The sequence below is a fragment of the Komagataeibacter nataicola genome, assembly GCF_003207795.1.
GTDB classification, from domain to species: domain Bacteria; phylum Pseudomonadota; class Alphaproteobacteria; order Acetobacterales; family Acetobacteraceae; genus Komagataeibacter; species Komagataeibacter nataicola.
Genome location: NZ_NIRT01000011.1, coordinates 15,219 through 29,249 on the forward strand (window position 1 = coordinate 15,219; position 14,031 = coordinate 29,249).

The 14,031-nt window shown below is 63.7% G+C and carries 17 protein-coding genes and 1 tRNA gene; 14 read left to right on the forward strand and 4 right to left on the reverse strand.

The genetic code is table 11. From position 1 onward, the window contains the following. Position 1: 1 nt before the first annotated feature. The 3 genes from CDI09_RS07960 to CDI09_RS07970 form a co-directional block, all read right to left on the reverse strand. The gene (locus CDI09_RS07960; RefSeq protein WP_078525947.1) at positions 2 to 766 is read right to left on the reverse strand and encodes a glycosyltransferase family 2 protein; all 765 of its coding nucleotides are present in this window, start codon (positions 764 to 766) and stop codon (positions 2 to 4) included. Beyond that, on the reverse strand, positions 763 to 1,527 hold the full coding sequence (locus tag CDI09_RS07965) for a lysophospholipid acyltransferase family protein (RefSeq protein WP_110571244.1): 765 nt from the start codon (positions 1,525 to 1,527) through the stop codon (positions 763 to 765). The genes CDI09_RS07960 and CDI09_RS07965 overlap by 4 nt, the downstream gene beginning before the upstream one ends. Before the next feature lie 216 nt (positions 1,528 to 1,743). Next, positions 1,744 to 1,828, reverse strand: a tRNA-Tyr gene (locus tag CDI09_RS07970). A 117-nt stretch (positions 1,829 to 1,945) separates the two neighbouring features. On the opposite strand from CDI09_RS07970, the gene rlmB reads away from it, so the two are divergent. From rlmB to CDI09_RS08035, 14 genes are all read left to right on the forward strand, one after another. Further along, complete coding sequence (gene rlmB, locus CDI09_RS07975) at positions 1,946 to 2,776, forward strand: 23S rRNA (guanosine(2251)-2'-O)-methyltransferase RlmB (protein ID WP_078525951.1); 831 nt, start codon at positions 1,946 to 1,948, stop codon at positions 2,774 to 2,776. 378 nt (positions 2,777 to 3,154) lie between these two features. After that, positions 3,155 to 5,299 (forward strand): FUSC family protein, encoded by a 2,145-nt coding sequence (locus tag CDI09_RS07980; RefSeq protein WP_078525953.1) that lies wholly within the window; start codon positions 3,155 to 3,157, stop codon positions 5,297 to 5,299. 142 nt (positions 5,300 to 5,441) lie between these two features. Then, positions 5,442 to 5,792, forward strand: coding sequence for a RidA family protein (locus CDI09_RS07985; RefSeq protein WP_078525955.1), 351 nt, complete (start codon positions 5,442 to 5,444; stop codon positions 5,790 to 5,792). 209 nt (positions 5,793 to 6,001) lie between these two features. Then, positions 6,002 to 7,003 (forward strand): SDR family oxidoreductase, encoded by a 1,002-nt coding sequence (locus tag CDI09_RS07990; protein ID WP_269466645.1) that lies wholly within the window; start codon positions 6,002 to 6,004, stop codon positions 7,001 to 7,003. Positions 7,004 to 7,232: 229 nt separating this feature from the next. Further along, a complete protein-coding gene (locus CDI09_RS18105) occupies positions 7,233 to 7,370 on the forward strand; it encodes a hypothetical protein (RefSeq protein WP_167370203.1) in 138 nt (45 codons plus the stop codon). A 168-nt stretch (positions 7,371 to 7,538) separates the two neighbouring features. After that, complete coding sequence (locus CDI09_RS07995) at positions 7,539 to 7,976, forward strand: CHRD domain-containing protein (RefSeq protein WP_078525956.1); 438 nt, start codon at positions 7,539 to 7,541, stop codon at positions 7,974 to 7,976. 179 nt (positions 7,977 to 8,155) lie between these two features. Further along, on the forward strand, positions 8,156 to 8,656 hold the full coding sequence (locus tag CDI09_RS08000; RefSeq protein WP_110571245.1) for a hypothetical protein: 501 nt from the start codon (positions 8,156 to 8,158) through the stop codon (positions 8,654 to 8,656). Positions 8,657 to 8,717: 61 nt separating this feature from the next. Beyond that, on the forward strand, positions 8,718 to 9,587 hold the full coding sequence (locus CDI09_RS08005) for an aldose 1-epimerase family protein (RefSeq protein ID WP_078527949.1): 870 nt from the start codon (positions 8,718 to 8,720) through the stop codon (positions 9,585 to 9,587). Between the two features lie 187 nt (positions 9,588 to 9,774). Next, a complete protein-coding gene (locus tag CDI09_RS08010) occupies positions 9,775 to 10,002 on the forward strand; it encodes a hypothetical protein (RefSeq protein WP_205836588.1) in 228 nt (75 codons plus the stop codon). A 138-nt stretch (positions 10,003 to 10,140) separates the two neighbouring features. After that, the gene (locus CDI09_RS08015; RefSeq protein WP_236944459.1) at positions 10,141 to 10,752 is read left to right on the forward strand and encodes a hypothetical protein; all 612 of its coding nucleotides are present in this window, start codon (positions 10,141 to 10,143) and stop codon (positions 10,750 to 10,752) included. Between the two features lie 16 nt (positions 10,753 to 10,768). Then, the gene (gene bluB / locus CDI09_RS08020; protein ID WP_078527953.1) at positions 10,769 to 11,410 is read left to right on the forward strand and encodes a 5,6-dimethylbenzimidazole synthase; all 642 of its coding nucleotides are present in this window, start codon (positions 10,769 to 10,771) and stop codon (positions 11,408 to 11,410) included. Between the two features lie 21 nt (positions 11,411 to 11,431). Beyond that, positions 11,432 to 11,653, forward strand: a complete 222-nt coding sequence (locus CDI09_RS08025) for a hypothetical protein (RefSeq protein WP_078525960.1) — start codon at positions 11,432 to 11,434, stop codon at positions 11,651 to 11,653. A 9-nt stretch (positions 11,654 to 11,662) separates the two neighbouring features. Continuing rightward, positions 11,663 to 11,929, forward strand: a complete 267-nt coding sequence (locus CDI09_RS08030) for a hypothetical protein (RefSeq protein WP_078525962.1) — start codon at positions 11,663 to 11,665, stop codon at positions 11,927 to 11,929. A gap of 369 nt (positions 11,930 to 12,298) precedes the next feature. Beyond that, positions 12,299 to 12,886: a DedA family protein gene (locus CDI09_RS08035; RefSeq protein WP_078525964.1), complete on the forward strand. Its 588-nt coding sequence runs from the start codon at positions 12,299 to 12,301 to the stop codon at positions 12,884 to 12,886. A 9-nt stretch (positions 12,887 to 12,895) separates the two neighbouring features. On the opposite strand, the gene CDI09_RS08040 is transcribed toward CDI09_RS08035, so the two are convergent. Further along, a complete protein-coding gene (locus CDI09_RS08040) occupies positions 12,896 to 13,384 on the reverse strand; it encodes an RrF2 family transcriptional regulator (protein ID WP_078525966.1) in 489 nt (162 codons plus the stop codon). Between the last annotated feature and the right edge of the window lie 647 nt (positions 13,385 to 14,031).

The following is a 14,031-nucleotide window of genomic DNA, read 5'->3' on the forward strand; positions in this document are numbered from 1 at the left end:
TTCACACCCGTGCGACGCGCCTGCGCAGGGGGCGCAGCAGCAGGCGGGCCAGAAAAATGATCATGAGCCGCACATGCATGCGGATCAGCAGCAGGTTGTCGCGCAGGTAATGGAAGTGGGAGATGCCGCCTTCATCGCGGCTGAGGTAGCGCACGGGTGAGTCAAGATTGACACAGGCCAGCCCGCGCCAGCACAGGCGCACGGCGGCCTCGGGGTCAAAATCATAGCGGCGCATGCCCGATACCGTGTCCATGACCGCCAGCAGGTCGGCCGCCGGATAGACCCGGAAGCCGAACAGGGAATCCCCGATGTCACTGCCCGGCGTTTCCAGCCGCGCCCACCAGTTGGAAACCCGCCGCCCCTGCACCCGCAGGGCGGGCGCGTCATCGGCAAAGACCGGCCGCCCCAGGATCAGGGCCGCCGGTGTGCTGCGTGAGGCGGCGATGAAGCGCTCGATCTGCTCGGCAGGGTGCTGCCCGTCGGCATCCATGGTCAGGATATGGGTGTAACCGCGCGTGCGCGCCCAGCGCAGCCCGTGATGTATGGCCGCCCCCTTGCCCCGGTTGCGCGGCAGGCGTGTGACTGACAGGCCGGGATGGGTGGCCCGCAGGGCGGCCAGGCTGTCGGCGCTGCCATCGGTGCTGCCATCGACCACAACCAGCACATCGGGCCAGAAGGCCAGCGCCCCGGCCACCGTGCGCGCCAGGACCGGGCCGGTATTGTAGGAGGGAATCACGACAAGATGGCGCAGGGCGGCCGGGTTCATGCCGTGCCTCCATGGGGGGGCTGCCGGGCAAGGGCATCGGTCAGCCAGGCCTGCACCTGGCCTGCCAGTTCGCGTGATGTCATGGCGTGGGTGGCCTGCGGGGGCAGGGTCTCGCCGCGCGTGACGGTATAGGTAATGGGCAGCGCCGGCCTGTGCAGCAGGGAAGCGCCCTTGCGCAGGTAGGGCGAGGTGGTGGTAATGAGCATTGTCTGCACCGTACAGCCCGCCTGCATGGCAATGGCGGCAAAGGCGGGGTGAAAGGCATCATTCACCTGCGCCCGGCCCGAGCGTGTGCCCTCGGGAAACAGCAGGATGGGCTGGCCTGCGCGCGCATGCGCAACCGTGCTGCGGATCAGGCGCAGCGGCGTGTCGTTGCCGGGATATTGCGCAAGCCGCAGCGCCGCGCCGTAAAACGGATGATCGAGCAGGGACTGCTTGGTCACGCACACAAGATCGGGCAGGTAGGCGGTGAACAGCATGGCATCCATCAGCGATGGATGGTTGGCCACCACCACGGTGTTGCGGATATGGGCGAGTGCTTTCAGGTCACGCGGGTTGCACCGGATCCCGCCCAGCCCACGCAGCACGTTGAGCGAAAGCCGCGACATGACCCAGACCCACCGCCGCCCGACCATGCCCCGCCACCTGCGCGGCACGACAGGGGCCAGCAGCAGTGCAACAGTATTGAATACGGCAAAGGCCCAGACAGCATAGACAAGGCCGATGCAGAAAATGATTCTATGCCAGCCTCTCCGCGCCATCTTGCCTATTCATATCCATAAAACCGAACCGGGTTGCCACGACAGGGCAGGCACCTGATAGCCCATTATGGCGGAAGGCGGCGCAACTGCCTAATAGGCCCCGCATCGCCCCCGGTCAGGGCTGATACGCCCGGCAATACCTGCGGCGGAAAAACACAAAAAGCGCCGGCGCGCCAGCGTTGTGATGCAGATTGCAGCCATTTTGAAAAAGGAGAATGGTGGAGGGAGTTGGATTCGAACCAACGTAGGCATAACCAGCGGATTTACAGTCCGCCCCCTTTAGCCACTCGGGCATCCCTCCAGGTTGGGCGGGTAGTTACGGGGTATGAGGGGGTAAGTCAAGGGTATGGATGAAAAATTTGCGACAATTTTCGTTTGGGGGAATGACGCCGCTGCCGGTTGGGCTTAAAGAGCGATCATGAACATGCGCACATCCCGCCGCCGTGGTGCCTCGCCCGGGGCTCATTCCGCTTCTTCCGCCCGCGCCACACCTGAAAGGGGCGGCAGGCGGGGTGGCCGTGGGGCCGCATCGGCTCCCGCCGGCACGTGCTGGCTGTATGGCCTGCATGCGGTCCACGCCGCGCTTGAAAACCCGGCCCGCAGGCTGCGCCAGCTTCTGGTCACGGCGGAAGCGCAGGAAACCCTGGCCGCGAAGCTTGAAGGGGGCTTTCCCATTCAGGCCGTCCGTGCCGAGCGCGCCCAGCTTGATGCGCTGTGCGGCGCTGACGCCGTGCATCAGGGCATGGCGCTGCTGGCCGATATGCTGAACCCGCCCGATCTGGATACGGTGCTTGAGCAGCCCGGCCCGGTGCTGGTGCTCGATCAGGTAACCGACCCGCGCAACGTGGGCGCCATCCTGCGCTCGGCGGCAGCCTTTGGCGCGGTGGCGGTGGTGATGCAGGACCGCAATGCTCCTGATGAAACCGGCACGCTTGCGCGCGCGGCCTCGGGCGCGCTCGAGGTCGTGCCGCTGATCCGCGTGGTCAATCTCTCGCGCGTGCTCGATGCGCTCAAGGCGCGTGGCCTGTGGGTGGTGGGGCTTGATGCGGGGGGCGGCATTCTGGATGGGGCTGCTTTCCACCAGCGCCGGGTCGCCCTTGTGCTCGGGGCCGAAGGAGCGGGCCTGCGGCGGCTGACGCGCGAGCATTGCGATGAGATCGCGGGCCTGGCCATGAGCAGCCAGATGGAAAGCCTCAACGTATCCAACGCCGCCGCCGTGGCGCTGTACGAGATGTTCCGCCACCGCTGAACCCGCGCAAAAACGTTTTCAGGCGTTGCCTTTTTTCAAAAAAGCCTCGCCAAAACCGTCTTTAAGAATGCCAGATCGCGCTCATGAGCTGCCTTTTCAGGCCGTCTTTGAGAAGAACACTGTCTTTTTTTTAACAGACTGCACCCGGAAAATTCTATCCCTGCTGCCCCGTCAGCAGGGCCGGATGTGGCGCGCCTGCGCATACTGCGCCATCGTGCGTAACGCCGGGCGAACGGGCGGGAAACATGAAAAACTATTTACGTTATAACATGTAGATTTGTCCCCCCATTATTGCCATTGGGAGGACATGACACGATTACGTGAGAAGGCCATTCCCCCACGCCGCATGCACTGGGGCAGGGGGCTGCGGGGCTAGGGATGGCGGATGGCTTCCTGTGTCGGTTCCGCTGGTTTTACGCCCCGCGCCTGACGGATTTCGGCTTTGCGCTGCGCACGACCATCGCCGCCCTGCTGGCCCTGGTGCTGGCCTTGTGGATGGAAATGGATGATCCGCAATGGGCCCCCATGACGACATGGATCGTGGCCCAGAATTCACGCGGGCAGAGCATGTCCAAGGCGCGGTGGCGGCTGCTGGGCACCTGCCTTGGCGCGGTGGCGGGGGTGGCGCTTATTGCCGCCATGCCGCAATCGGCGTGGCTGCTGTTTCCCGTGCTGGCGTTATGGGTGGGGGTGTGCTGCGGGCTGGCGACTTTCCTGCGTAATTTTCATTCCTACGCGCTGGTGCTCATGGCCTTTACCAGCGGGCTGATTGCGCTCAATGCGGCCAATGCGCCGCATCAGGTATTTGACATCGCCCTGTCGCGCTCGACCTACATCTTCCTGGGCATATTGTGCGAGAGCGCACTGGCCGCGGTGTTCGCCCCCAGCCTGATTGACGTGGCCCGGCGCGAGATCGGCCAGAAGGTGGGGGCCGCCATCGGGCAGGCCGCGCAGGCGCTTGGCAGCATGATGCACGGGCGCGAGGGGGCGTTCCTCAAATCACGCACGCTGCTGGGCTCGGTCTTTTCCGTGTCAGACCAGATCGAGTTCAGCGAAGTGGAGATGCAGCACCGCACCCGCGCGGGCGACCATGCGCGCGCGGCCCTTGCCGCGATTGCGGTGGTGATGTCGCGCGGGCTGGGGCTGAGTGCGCGCATGCATGCTACGGGCGACCTGCCGCCCGCCTTCGTCACCCCGCTGGCGCGTGCGCAGGCGCTGTTCGCGCGCATTCAGGCGGGCATGGCGGCCCCTGACCCGCTGGCCGCCATTCCCGCCCTGCGCGCGCAGTTGCGCGACCTTGGGGCGGAATGCCGCCAGCAGCTGGTCAATGACATCATCGCCGTATCCGGCCCCACCCCGCCGGGCCGGGAGGCGGGGCGGCAGCATCTTGATGGCTACATCCTCAATGCCTCGCTGGGCGTGCTGCTGGTGCGGCTCGATGCGGCGCTGGCGCATCTGGCGGCAACGCAGGTGGCGCCGGTGCATGATCGGTTCCATTTCTCCATCCCGCCATGGCGCGACCGCACGGCGGCGTGGCATACCGGCATCCGCTCGGCGGGTGCCGTGCTGATGGGCGGGCTGGTGTGGGAGTGCACCGGCTGGCCCGATGGCGCGACCTTCGCCATGTTCGTGGTGGTGACATGCAGCCGCTTTGCCGCGAATGAAAACCCGGTGCGCGACAGCATCGGCTTTCTGCGCGGGGCGGTGTGGGCGGTGCTGGTCGCGGCCATCATCACCTTCATGGTGCTGCCCGACCAGGCGGTGTGGGAGACGCTGGTGCTCTCGCTGTTCGTGCCCATGATGGTGGGCGGCCTTGCGTTGCGCGATCCGCGCACGGCGGGCACGGCTGCGCCCTATAACAACTTCCTGCCGTTCATGGTCTATCCGGGCAACCAGTCGCGGCTTGATGAACTGACATTCTTCAATACCAACAGCGCGGTGGTGCTGGGCATCGGGTGCAGCGTGCTGGTGTTTCGTCTCGTGCTGCCATTTGACCCCGATGCCGAGCGGTGGCGCATGCGCCGCCAGATCGTGCGCGACCTCCGCCGCATTGCCCTTGCCCCCGCCATACCCGACCCCGGCGCCTGGGTGAACCGGCTCACCACCGGCTTTGCACGGCTGGTGCGGCATGCCTCGACCATGTCCGATGCGCAGACCAATGCGTATCTTGATGGCGTGCTGTCGGCCATGACGGTGGGGCTGAACCTGATCCGCCTGCGTGGCCTGCTGGCCCGAGGCAGCCTGCCGCCTGCCGTGGAGGCCGCGGTCGGGCGCATGCTTGTGGCCTTTGGCGCGTGGAAGGGCGGCCCGCCGGTGGAACTGGCCCGCATCGTAATGGCGACCCTTGCACAGATACGGGCTGCGGTGGATGGCGAAGCCAACCTGTCGCGCCGGCTCGACCTGGGGTGGAGCGTGGCCTATCTGGAAATACTGGCGCGTGAACTGCACACCAATACGCGATTTTTCGATATTACGCGCCGGTTTCATCTGCCGCCGGATGGTACGGGCAGGGAAGCCGCATAGATCAGGAATAAAAGTTTCCGGGTGCCGCTTTTTTTAAAAAAAGCGGTGTTCTTCCAAAGCTTTTTGAAAAAAGCTTCACCAAAAACTTTTATTATTTTATCAAAACATTATTTCCGGGTTTCTTGTACCAAAGGATTCTTTCATGACCATCAAACGCCTCCAACCTGAAGAACGCCTCGCCGGAGCTGTCGTGCATGGCGGGCTTGTCTATCTTGCAGGGCAGGTTGCCGATGATGCCGACCTCGATGCCGAGGGGCAGACAGCCGATATCCTGCGCCAGATCGACGCGATCCTTGCCGAGGCGGGCACCAGCAAGGCAAACCTGCTTTCGGTACAGATTTTCCTGAGCGACATGAACGATATGGCCGCCATGAACCGTGCATGGGATGCCTGGCTCGACCCCGCCAGCAAACCCGCCCGCGCCACGGTGGAGGCCCGTCTGGCCAACCCGAAATGGAAGGTCGAGATCACGGGTATTGCGGCCCTGGCCTGAAAAGAGAAACGTTTTCGGGTGCCGCCTTTTTTTTAAAAAGGCGGCATTCTTCTGATTGCAACATACTGGCCAGACGGGCTTTTTACGAAGCTTCCCAGTATCGGCCGCTCACAAAACCCGCCCTGCATGCAACCGCGCGGCGGGGGCGCTGTTTTGATCTGTAACTGCGGGGTCACCCGCGCCCCTGTTACAGATACGGAGCCTGCGCCATGCCAGATGACAGTCATATCGCCTCCTCCCGCCGCACCGTGCTGGCAGCGGCGGCGGGACTTGTAACGGCAGCGGCAGCCTCTGGCCGGGCGCAGGCAGCCGAAATGGCCGCCCCCCGCCCGCCGCTGGTCGACCCGGAAAACGCCTATCCCCGTCCGCCTTTTCCCGAGCAGTCGCAGCCCTGGCCCGGTCTTGCGAGCAAGATGAACCCCCGCCCTGACCATGGCGAGACGAGCTACCGTGGCTCGGGCCGGCTGGCCGGGCGCAAGGCGCTGATTACCGGGGGTGATTCCGGCCTTGGGCGCGCCACCGCCATTGCCTACGCCCGCGAGGGCGCGGACGTGGCCATAGCCTACCTGCCGCAGGAGGAACCTGATGCGCGCGAGGTCGTAGCCCTCATCCGCGAGGCCGGGCGCAAGGCGGTTGCCCTGCCCGGTGACCTGCGTGACAGCAGATACTGCGCCCAGCTCGTGCAGCGCGCGCATGATGAACTTGGCGGGCTGGACATACTGGTGAGCAACGCGGGCCGCCAGCGCCATCAGGCCACTATTCTTGATATTACTGACGAGCAGTTCGACGAGACCTTCCGCACCAATATCTATGCCCTGTTCCACCTGAGCCGCGCGGCCATTCCGCTCATGCCGCGCGGGGCCGCGATCATTGCCACGGCTTCGGTCAATGCGTTCAGCCCGTCAGAGATCCTGCTGGACTATTCCGCGACCAAAGGGGCCATTGTCGCCTTCGTCAAGTCGCTGGCCAAGCAGATGGTGCACAAGGGCATTCGCGTCAACGCCGTGGCCCCCGGCCCGTTCTGGACCGCGCTGCAGGTCAGTGGCGGCCAGACGGAGGAGAACATCCACAATTTCGGTGGCGAGACCCCGATGGGCCGCGCAGGCCAGCCGGCTGAAATCGCGCCGATCTATGTACTTCTGGCCTCATCGGAGGCAAGCTACATCACCGGGCAGGTCTATGCGGCCTCGGGGGGCACGGGGGTTGGCTGAAACCTTGCGCAGCACGGCGCGCAATGGCACAGGAGAGGCATGCGCATGATCCTGCCTGCCCTGCTGATGCTGCTTGGTGTCGCGGTGTGTTATTTCGCCATTGGCATGATTACCGATGCCGGGCGGTTCCTGTCGGATTCCCATCCCTGGTGATACGACAGGCCCTTTACCAGAAACATCCTTATGGTTTTTCGCGCTGAACCTCCTGATAGGACAAGGGGATGACAGGATGACGGACCAGTCAGCCGCCGCGCCGGGCCTTGCGGGCCTGTTATGGCCCCGCCGCAACCTGTGTTACCGGCGGCTTGCCGAGTGGCTCATCCCCGACATGCGGTGGATGGAACGCCCCGGCCCGCTGGATATCTGAAAACAGCGTTCCGCACCGCCTTCATGCAGGAGGCGGCAGCGTCATGGCCCTGCAGGGATTTGTGTTGCGCCACTTGGGCGTTCATGCATCTGATACGCATTCACGTTACGCATATCATATATAAAAACCGAACAAGGTATGCGGGCCACCCCCGCACTGGAGATAGAGATGATCCGTTTTTCCGCCCTGCCCGCCCTCGTCGTGGCCAGTGTTGCGTTCGCCTCGCCCGCGCTGGCCTCGGTCGTGCGTTTTGAAGGGCATTTCGCGGGGGAGCATGGCGCGACATCCCACCCCGAAGGCAAGGTCGAGGCCGCGCTGAACACGCGCACCAACCTCGTGAAGTATGTCATTACATGGAGCGGGCTGAGCGGCCCGGTTACGGCGGCGCATTTCCATGGTCCCGCCCCGGCAGGCGAGGAAGCGGGCGTGCTCGTGCCCATTCCCAGCCCTTACAAGTCCGGCCAGCACGGCTCGGTCCTGCTCTCGGCCGAGCAGGCGCAGGCGCTGCAGAACGGGCAGGTTTACGTCAACCTGCACACCGATGCCCTGCCCAATGGCGAGGCCCGCGCCCAGATCGAGCGCCTGACCCCGCCCGCCAGGCCGTAAAGCCGACGCGCCTGGCATAAAGTCCATGATAGGGTTTGCATGGCTGCTATTTGTGCGGCACTGTTGGTGTTACGGCATGGAAGCCATGCCAATTCTTCATGGAGCCGGGCGACACACCTCGCCAGAAGTCAGGGAGTTTGCTTTTGCGCCTAGCATGTGTGGCCGCTACCGCGGCTGTTATGTCCCTGTCCGGTTTTGGTCCGCTGTGCGCCCATGCCCGCGCGGCGGATGCGCTTGGTGACCATACGGGAACAATCACCTTCACGATTTCAGCGGCCGATGTCGGTGCGGGCGTGTCATGGGGCAAGGGCGTGCTGACCTTCGGGGGGCATGACTATCCCTTCCGCATCCGTGGCGGCTCGGGGGCCGCCATCGGTTTCTCGCGCACCCATGCGATAGGCACCGTCTATAACCTGTATCGCGTGTCCGATATCGAGGGCACGTACTGGTCCGTGCAGGGCGAGGCCACGATGGGGGCAGGCAAGGGGGGGGCCGTCATGGAAAACAATAACGGCATCTACATCAAGTTCACCTCGACGAGCAGCGGCGCGCGCCTTGCCTTCTCGGTCGAGCGCCTGACCGTGCGGCTCAACCCCGGCGCCACGCTGCCCGCGCAGCAGTCCGCCGCCCCGCCCGCGGCCACCACCGCCCCGCCCAGCAGCCCTGCATCACACCAATAGGCAGGGGGCCGCCTGATCGTGCATGCTAGGTTCCACCATGAAAACTGATGGAGCCGCCAGCATGACAGACAATACCCATACCTTTGGCGATGGCCGCCTGGCCGCCAGCGTGCACGCGAAGGGGGCCGAACTGTGCGCTCTGCGGGCCAGCGGGCGCGACCTGCTGTGGGGCGGCGGCGCGCCGTGGCAGCGGCAGTCGCCGGTGCTGTTCCCCATCGTGGGGCGGCTGGCTGAGGACACTGCCTGGGTGGAGGGCAAGCCCTACCGCATGACGCAGCATGGCTTCGCGCGGGACTGCACCTTCCGCTGGCTCGCGCGTGACGAGACCGGCTGCCGCCTCGAACTCGTCGATACGGACGAGACACGCGGGATGTTTCCCTTCGCCTTCAGTCTCGTCATCGAATACCGGATCGAACAGGGCATCCTGTCGGTGCGCTACTGCGTGACCAACCCGGACGGGACGCGCGTGCTGCCGGCCTCGCTTGGCGCGCATCCGGCCTTCATCTGGCCGCTCGCCCCCGATGTGCCCAAGAACCGGCATGTCATTACCTTTGATGAACCCGAACCCGCCCCCATCCGCCGCGTGCGCGATGGCCTGCTGCTGCCCGAAGGCCTGCCCACGCCCATACAGGGTCGCACGCTGGCGCTTGACGAGGCCCTGTTCGCGCCAGATGCGCTGATTCTCGACCGGTTGGCCAGCCATGGCCTGACCTACCACATCCCCGGTGGGCCGGGCCTGCGGCTGGCATGGGAGGGCTTTCCCTATCTGGGCCTGTGGATGAAGCCGGGCGCTGATTTCCTGTGCATCGAGCCATGGCATGGCCTTGCAAGCCCGGTGGGTTTCAGCGGTGATTTTTCCACCCGTCCGGGCGTGTTTCACCTCCAGCCGGGACAGGAATGGCGGGCAGGCTGGCAGGTCGGCTGCATCTGAGCGGGGTTGGGGTCCGGCAGGTGTATTTTCCACGCAACACCTGCCGGAATAAGCCTTGCGAAAACAGCATGGATCGGCCCGTAAATCTGCGAAAATATCGGATGTGCAACGCGATGGTTGCGGCGTAGTAGAGCAACAGGAGCAGCATGCGGCAGTATCGCCCGCTAGGCTCACGGGAAACGCCTTGATGCGTAGTTTTTCTCCTGTCCCCGTTGTGGGATTTTCCCCGTCTTCCCCTTCCCTCCCGATCCGTTCCTTCCGCCAGCGCGTGAGTGCGTGGGTGGGTGCGGCCTATCGCAGGCAGGGGATAATGCTGCTCGCCACGCTGCCCAGCGTGGCCGTGCCCTCAGGCTGCCATTGCGGCATGGAAGGTGGTCCCTCGCTGCTTGCGCTGCGCGGCTGGGACCGCGCCTGAACCCGCAGCCTGCGGGCAGGCCAGTTCTGTGATATTGTGTATGGCGGCGCATCCCGGTGCGCCGCCATATTCATGACTGCCGTATGGCGCGGGTGAACAGGAAGGCACAGGGCGATGCACAGGCGCATGTTGAACTGCATGGGGGGAATAGGCCTGGCCATGCTGGCGCATGGGGGCACTGCCAGGGCGGCGACAACCGCCTTCAACAAAATGCCGGATTACGAGAAATTCGGCATCACGGTCTCCTCCGCCTACCATGTGCGGCGGTGCGAAGTGACGGTGCGCGTCAACCCCACCCGTTTTGCCCAGAGTGCTAGCGCGCTGGAAAACGAGGGCATTCTTGATAACGCTACGCCCGAACTCATCAGCAGGCGGCCTGAATATTATATTGGCCAGGCCATGCATGAGATCGTGCCGACCATCATCTACCATACCTTCCTGCGCTATACCGATGCGGCGACCTGCCGGTTCATGTTCCGCAACCGGGCGGGGCAGGATGATGCGCTGTACGGCTATACCGTGTCCGAGCCGACTTTCCTCAGCTTTGTCGTGCGCAGCCATACCATGACGCAGGTGGACTGGTACAAGGCCAGCTTTGACGAGATCAGGGAAGTCTCCGCCCAGTTCAATGAAGACCCCGCCTACGCCACTCCCGCCACACAGGAGGAAGGCGTTCCGCCCCAGTCCGCTACCATGGGCCAGCCCGGTGCGGGTGATGAGGAGCCGGGGGTGACAGACGGGCTGCGATGAACCACAAACAGGCATGATGACTGCCCCACCGGAATTTTCGCCCCAGTTCATGGATCAGTTGCGCGACCTGCTGCGCTGGCGGCGTGATGTGCGCCATTTCCGTCCCGACCCGGTGCCCGAACCCGTGCTCGATGACCTGCTGCGCACCGCCTGCCTTGCGCCCTCGGTCGGGCTGAGCGAGCCGTGGCGCTTCGTGCGCGTGGATGACGCGGCCCGGCGGACTGCGGTCCGGGCTGATTTTGCCCGCTGCAACGAGGCCGCCCTGGCTGATCGTGACGGGCCGGATGCCCTGCGCTATGCGCGGCTCAAACTGGCCGGGCTGGATGACGCGCCCCACCATGTGGCCGTGTTCTCTCACCCCGATCCCGCCCAGGGGCGCGGACTGGGGCGGACGACCATGCCACAGACGACCACCTGGTCCACCGTCATGGCCATCCATACCTTCTGGCTGGCGGCGACTGCGGCAGGCGTGGGTGTGGGCTGGGTCTCGATCATTGATCCCGACCGGGTTGCAGCCGTGCTGGACATGGACCCCGCACTCGAACTCGTGGCCTATTTGTGCGTGGGCTACCCCGCAGCCCCCGCCAATACCCCTGAACTGGAGCGGCGCGGCTGGGAACGCCGTGCGCCCGAGCGGCGGCAGTGGATCCGGCGCTAGGCCGCAGGCGAATGCTCACCCATGCGTGCCAATGAACGGATGCTGCGTGCCCTGGCCCGCGCGCCCGCCCGTAATTTGCTGCATGTGGCGCGTCGTTTCACGCCGGTGCTGGATGCAGGTTTTTCATACGAAGGGGAGTGCGCCTATCTGGCCTATTGCCGCGCGCGCATGACATTGCCCGCAGGTCTTGATGAGACGGGGCGGGAATGCTGGGTCAATTCCCTGCATGTGGAAGATTGGTAACGGACCCATGTGCTGCTGGCCGCCCTTGAGTTTTCCGCTGTTGTCTTTGCTTTATGGGAAGAGCAGCAGGGCAGGCGTGACGGCCTTGTGTGCCTGATCTCGAAAAGCCGGGTGGCGGGCAGCAGGCGGCAGGCCGTCGTGTGGAAGATGCACCGCCATCGCCCCGGCCATGTCTGGCTGGGCGAGGATCTGTGCGGGTATGACGATGCGGTGCTGGAACTGACATCACGCGATGACATCGCCTCTGTAAAGGATCGGCTCTACCTGCGTGCATGAGGGGCAGGCGCATAGCAATACGGTCTGGCCTTGCCGATGTTTGTGTATTCGTGGCGCTGTTACATGCGGGCTGGCAGGTAGCGGGGGCCGGTATTAACAGCCATTTTCACGAATGGTTGAAAAAACGGGTGGCAGATATTCGTTAAATCCGGTTTTGCCGCGCCTCTGTTTCACCCATTGTACGGACCGGATTTCAGGCCGGGGGCGTGCGCCTTCCGGCTCCGTATCGCGTATCTGGTCCGGGCATGCCCTGTCTATGTTCCGCTAAGAAATCATGATGACCTGCCCGGCACGGAGGACTGAACGCTGCTGCACCATTTCGAACATCTGTTCCAGCATTACGGCTATGGGGTCATTACCTTCATTGTCATGCTGGAAAGCATGGGCCTGCCGCTTCCTGCCGAGACGCTGATCATTTCCGCCTCCGTCTATTGCGCCGCCACCCACCGGCTCGATATCCGCTGGGTGGCCCTGGCCGCTGTGATGGGGGCCGTCATTGGCGATAACATCGGTTACATGATCGGGCGCCGGGTGGGCCTGCCGCTGCTGCAGAAATATGGCAGCCGCATCAAGCTTACGCCGCAACGACTGCTGCTCGGCCGTTTCCTGTTCCGCCATCATGGCAGTGGCATCGTGTTTTTCGGGCGTTTTGTGGCGCTGTTGCGTGTGTTCGTGGCGCTGCTGGCCGGGGCCAATCACATGCCCTGGCCGCGTTTCATGATCTTTAATGCGTTGGGCGGGCTGTGCTGGGCCGGGGGGTACGCCACCGGAGCGTATTACCTGGGGCGCAAGGTCACGCAGGTATCGGGGCCAGCAAGCATCGGGCTGGGTCTGGCTGTGGCGGCGGGTCTTGTGGCGAGTGCGGTGTTCCTGCGCCGCAATGAGCAGCGCCTGACCGCGCAGGCCCTGCGTGAGGCCGAGGCGGAAAATGCAGCGGGCGGAACACAGGCCGCCTGAGCGTTATGGTCAGGCGCTTTTGGCCAGTGGCTGCTGCGTCTGCTGCGCCTGGGCCGGGCCGGGCAGGCGGCTGAGCAGATGCGGGCGCTCATGATCTGGCAGCAGGTCGGCCAGTGTTGTCGAGTCCAGCACGCTCATGAAGGCGCCTAGCGCTGTAGAGAGCACGCCGCGCAGCTTGCACATGTCCGAGAGGATGCAGCAGCTGCCATCGGGGTGGGTGGGCTCGCAATGCACCAGTTGCAGGTCATCCTCGGTCTGGCGCACGACATCGCCAATGCGGATATCCTCGGGGGCATGGGCAAGGACAAGGCCCCCCCCACGACCGCGCCGCGCATCGATCAGCCCAAGGCGCGACAGCCGGTGAATGACCTTGACGAGGTGATTCTCGGAAATGTCGTACGCGCTGGCTATCTCATGGATCGAGACACGCCTGTCGGCATGCAGTCCCATGTATAACAGCGTACGTAAGGCATAATCGGTGTGCAGGGTCAGGCGCATACCGATAACTAGCATGGCGCGAATAAGTAGAAACAGACCTCTATAAATTGCATAATAAATGCACATTAATGGGTAAAATTCCCTCCAACCCTTGGTTTTGGGGCCTTGATTGCTCTTAAAGGCGACGATTTCGGTGCTGTAGTATCACGGTAATGTGATTGAAGTAACAGATAACCGCCATCATCCTGCCTCTATCGCGTTACGCAAGTCCGGGTTGTGCTCCGGCATGGAAAAAGACGGCGTTTCTGAGGATAAATTACCTGTTTTCAATAGGTTGATTTTTAAAACCTCTGGTTGCTTACCCTGCCCCGCTGACGGGAAGGTGGGGAGGCCGACACACAATCTCACCATGCGAGTGATTAGGGTGAGCAATAAGCAACGGCATCAGTAATGGCGGAGCGCGCGTTTCCATGCGCCGGGCCAATTCTGGTGGATCTGAGTTAAAAAATTGCGGAAACTGCCAAAAATATACACGGCCTCGCCCAGCCATGCCACCATTCGTGGCCGGGTTCATGTAGGCCAGACAGTCTTATTCATCATGCGGGTTGCATTGCGGAATACGATTCGCATCCCTACTGGCCGCGCCGGAAGGGAAACATAGGGGCAGCATCGCTGCCCATCATGCCTGATGTGTGCCATCCGGCCTG

Bases quoted from the DNA above. Each gene is read 5' to 3' on its own strand.
- CDI09_RS07960 (WP_078525947.1), bottom strand. From the start codon at position 766: ATGAACCCGGCCGCCCTGCGCCATCTTGTCGTGATTCCCTCCTACAAT.
- CDI09_RS07965 (WP_110571244.1), bottom strand. From the start codon at position 1,527: ATGGCGCGGAGAGGCTGGCATAGAATCATTTTCTGCATCGGCCTTGTC.
- rlmB (WP_078525951.1), top strand. From the start codon at position 1,946: ATGAACATGCGCACATCCCGCCGCCGTGGTGCCTCGCCCGGGGCTCAT.
- CDI09_RS07980 (WP_078525953.1), top strand. From the start codon at position 3,155: ATGGCGGATGGCTTCCTGTGTCGGTTCCGCTGGTTTTACGCCCCGCGC.
- CDI09_RS07985 (WP_078525955.1), top strand. From the start codon at position 5,442: ATGACCATCAAACGCCTCCAACCTGAAGAACGCCTCGCCGGAGCTGTC.
- CDI09_RS07990 (WP_269466645.1), top strand. From the start codon at position 6,002: ATGCCAGATGACAGTCATATCGCCTCCTCCCGCCGCACCGTGCTGGCA.
- CDI09_RS18105 (WP_167370203.1), top strand. From the start codon at position 7,233: ATGACGGACCAGTCAGCCGCCGCGCCGGGCCTTGCGGGCCTGTTATGG.
- CDI09_RS07995 (WP_078525956.1), top strand. From the start codon at position 7,539: ATGATCCGTTTTTCCGCCCTGCCCGCCCTCGTCGTGGCCAGTGTTGCG.
- CDI09_RS08000 (WP_110571245.1), top strand. From the start codon at position 8,156: ATGTCCCTGTCCGGTTTTGGTCCGCTGTGCGCCCATGCCCGCGCGGCG.
- CDI09_RS08005 (WP_078527949.1), top strand. From the start codon at position 8,718: ATGACAGACAATACCCATACCTTTGGCGATGGCCGCCTGGCCGCCAGC.
- CDI09_RS08010 (WP_205836588.1), top strand. From the start codon at position 9,775: ATGCGTAGTTTTTCTCCTGTCCCCGTTGTGGGATTTTCCCCGTCTTCC.
- CDI09_RS08015 (WP_236944459.1), top strand. From the start codon at position 10,141: ATGGGGGGAATAGGCCTGGCCATGCTGGCGCATGGGGGCACTGCCAGG.
- bluB (WP_078527953.1), top strand. From the start codon at position 10,769: ATGACTGCCCCACCGGAATTTTCGCCCCAGTTCATGGATCAGTTGCGC.
- CDI09_RS08025 (WP_078525960.1), top strand. From the start codon at position 11,432: ATGCGTGCCAATGAACGGATGCTGCGTGCCCTGGCCCGCGCGCCCGCC.
- CDI09_RS08035 (WP_078525964.1), top strand. From the start codon at position 12,299: ATGCTGGAAAGCATGGGCCTGCCGCTTCCTGCCGAGACGCTGATCATT.
- CDI09_RS08040 (WP_078525966.1), bottom strand. From the start codon at position 13,384: ATGCGCCTGACCCTGCACACCGATTATGCCTTACGTACGCTGTTATAC.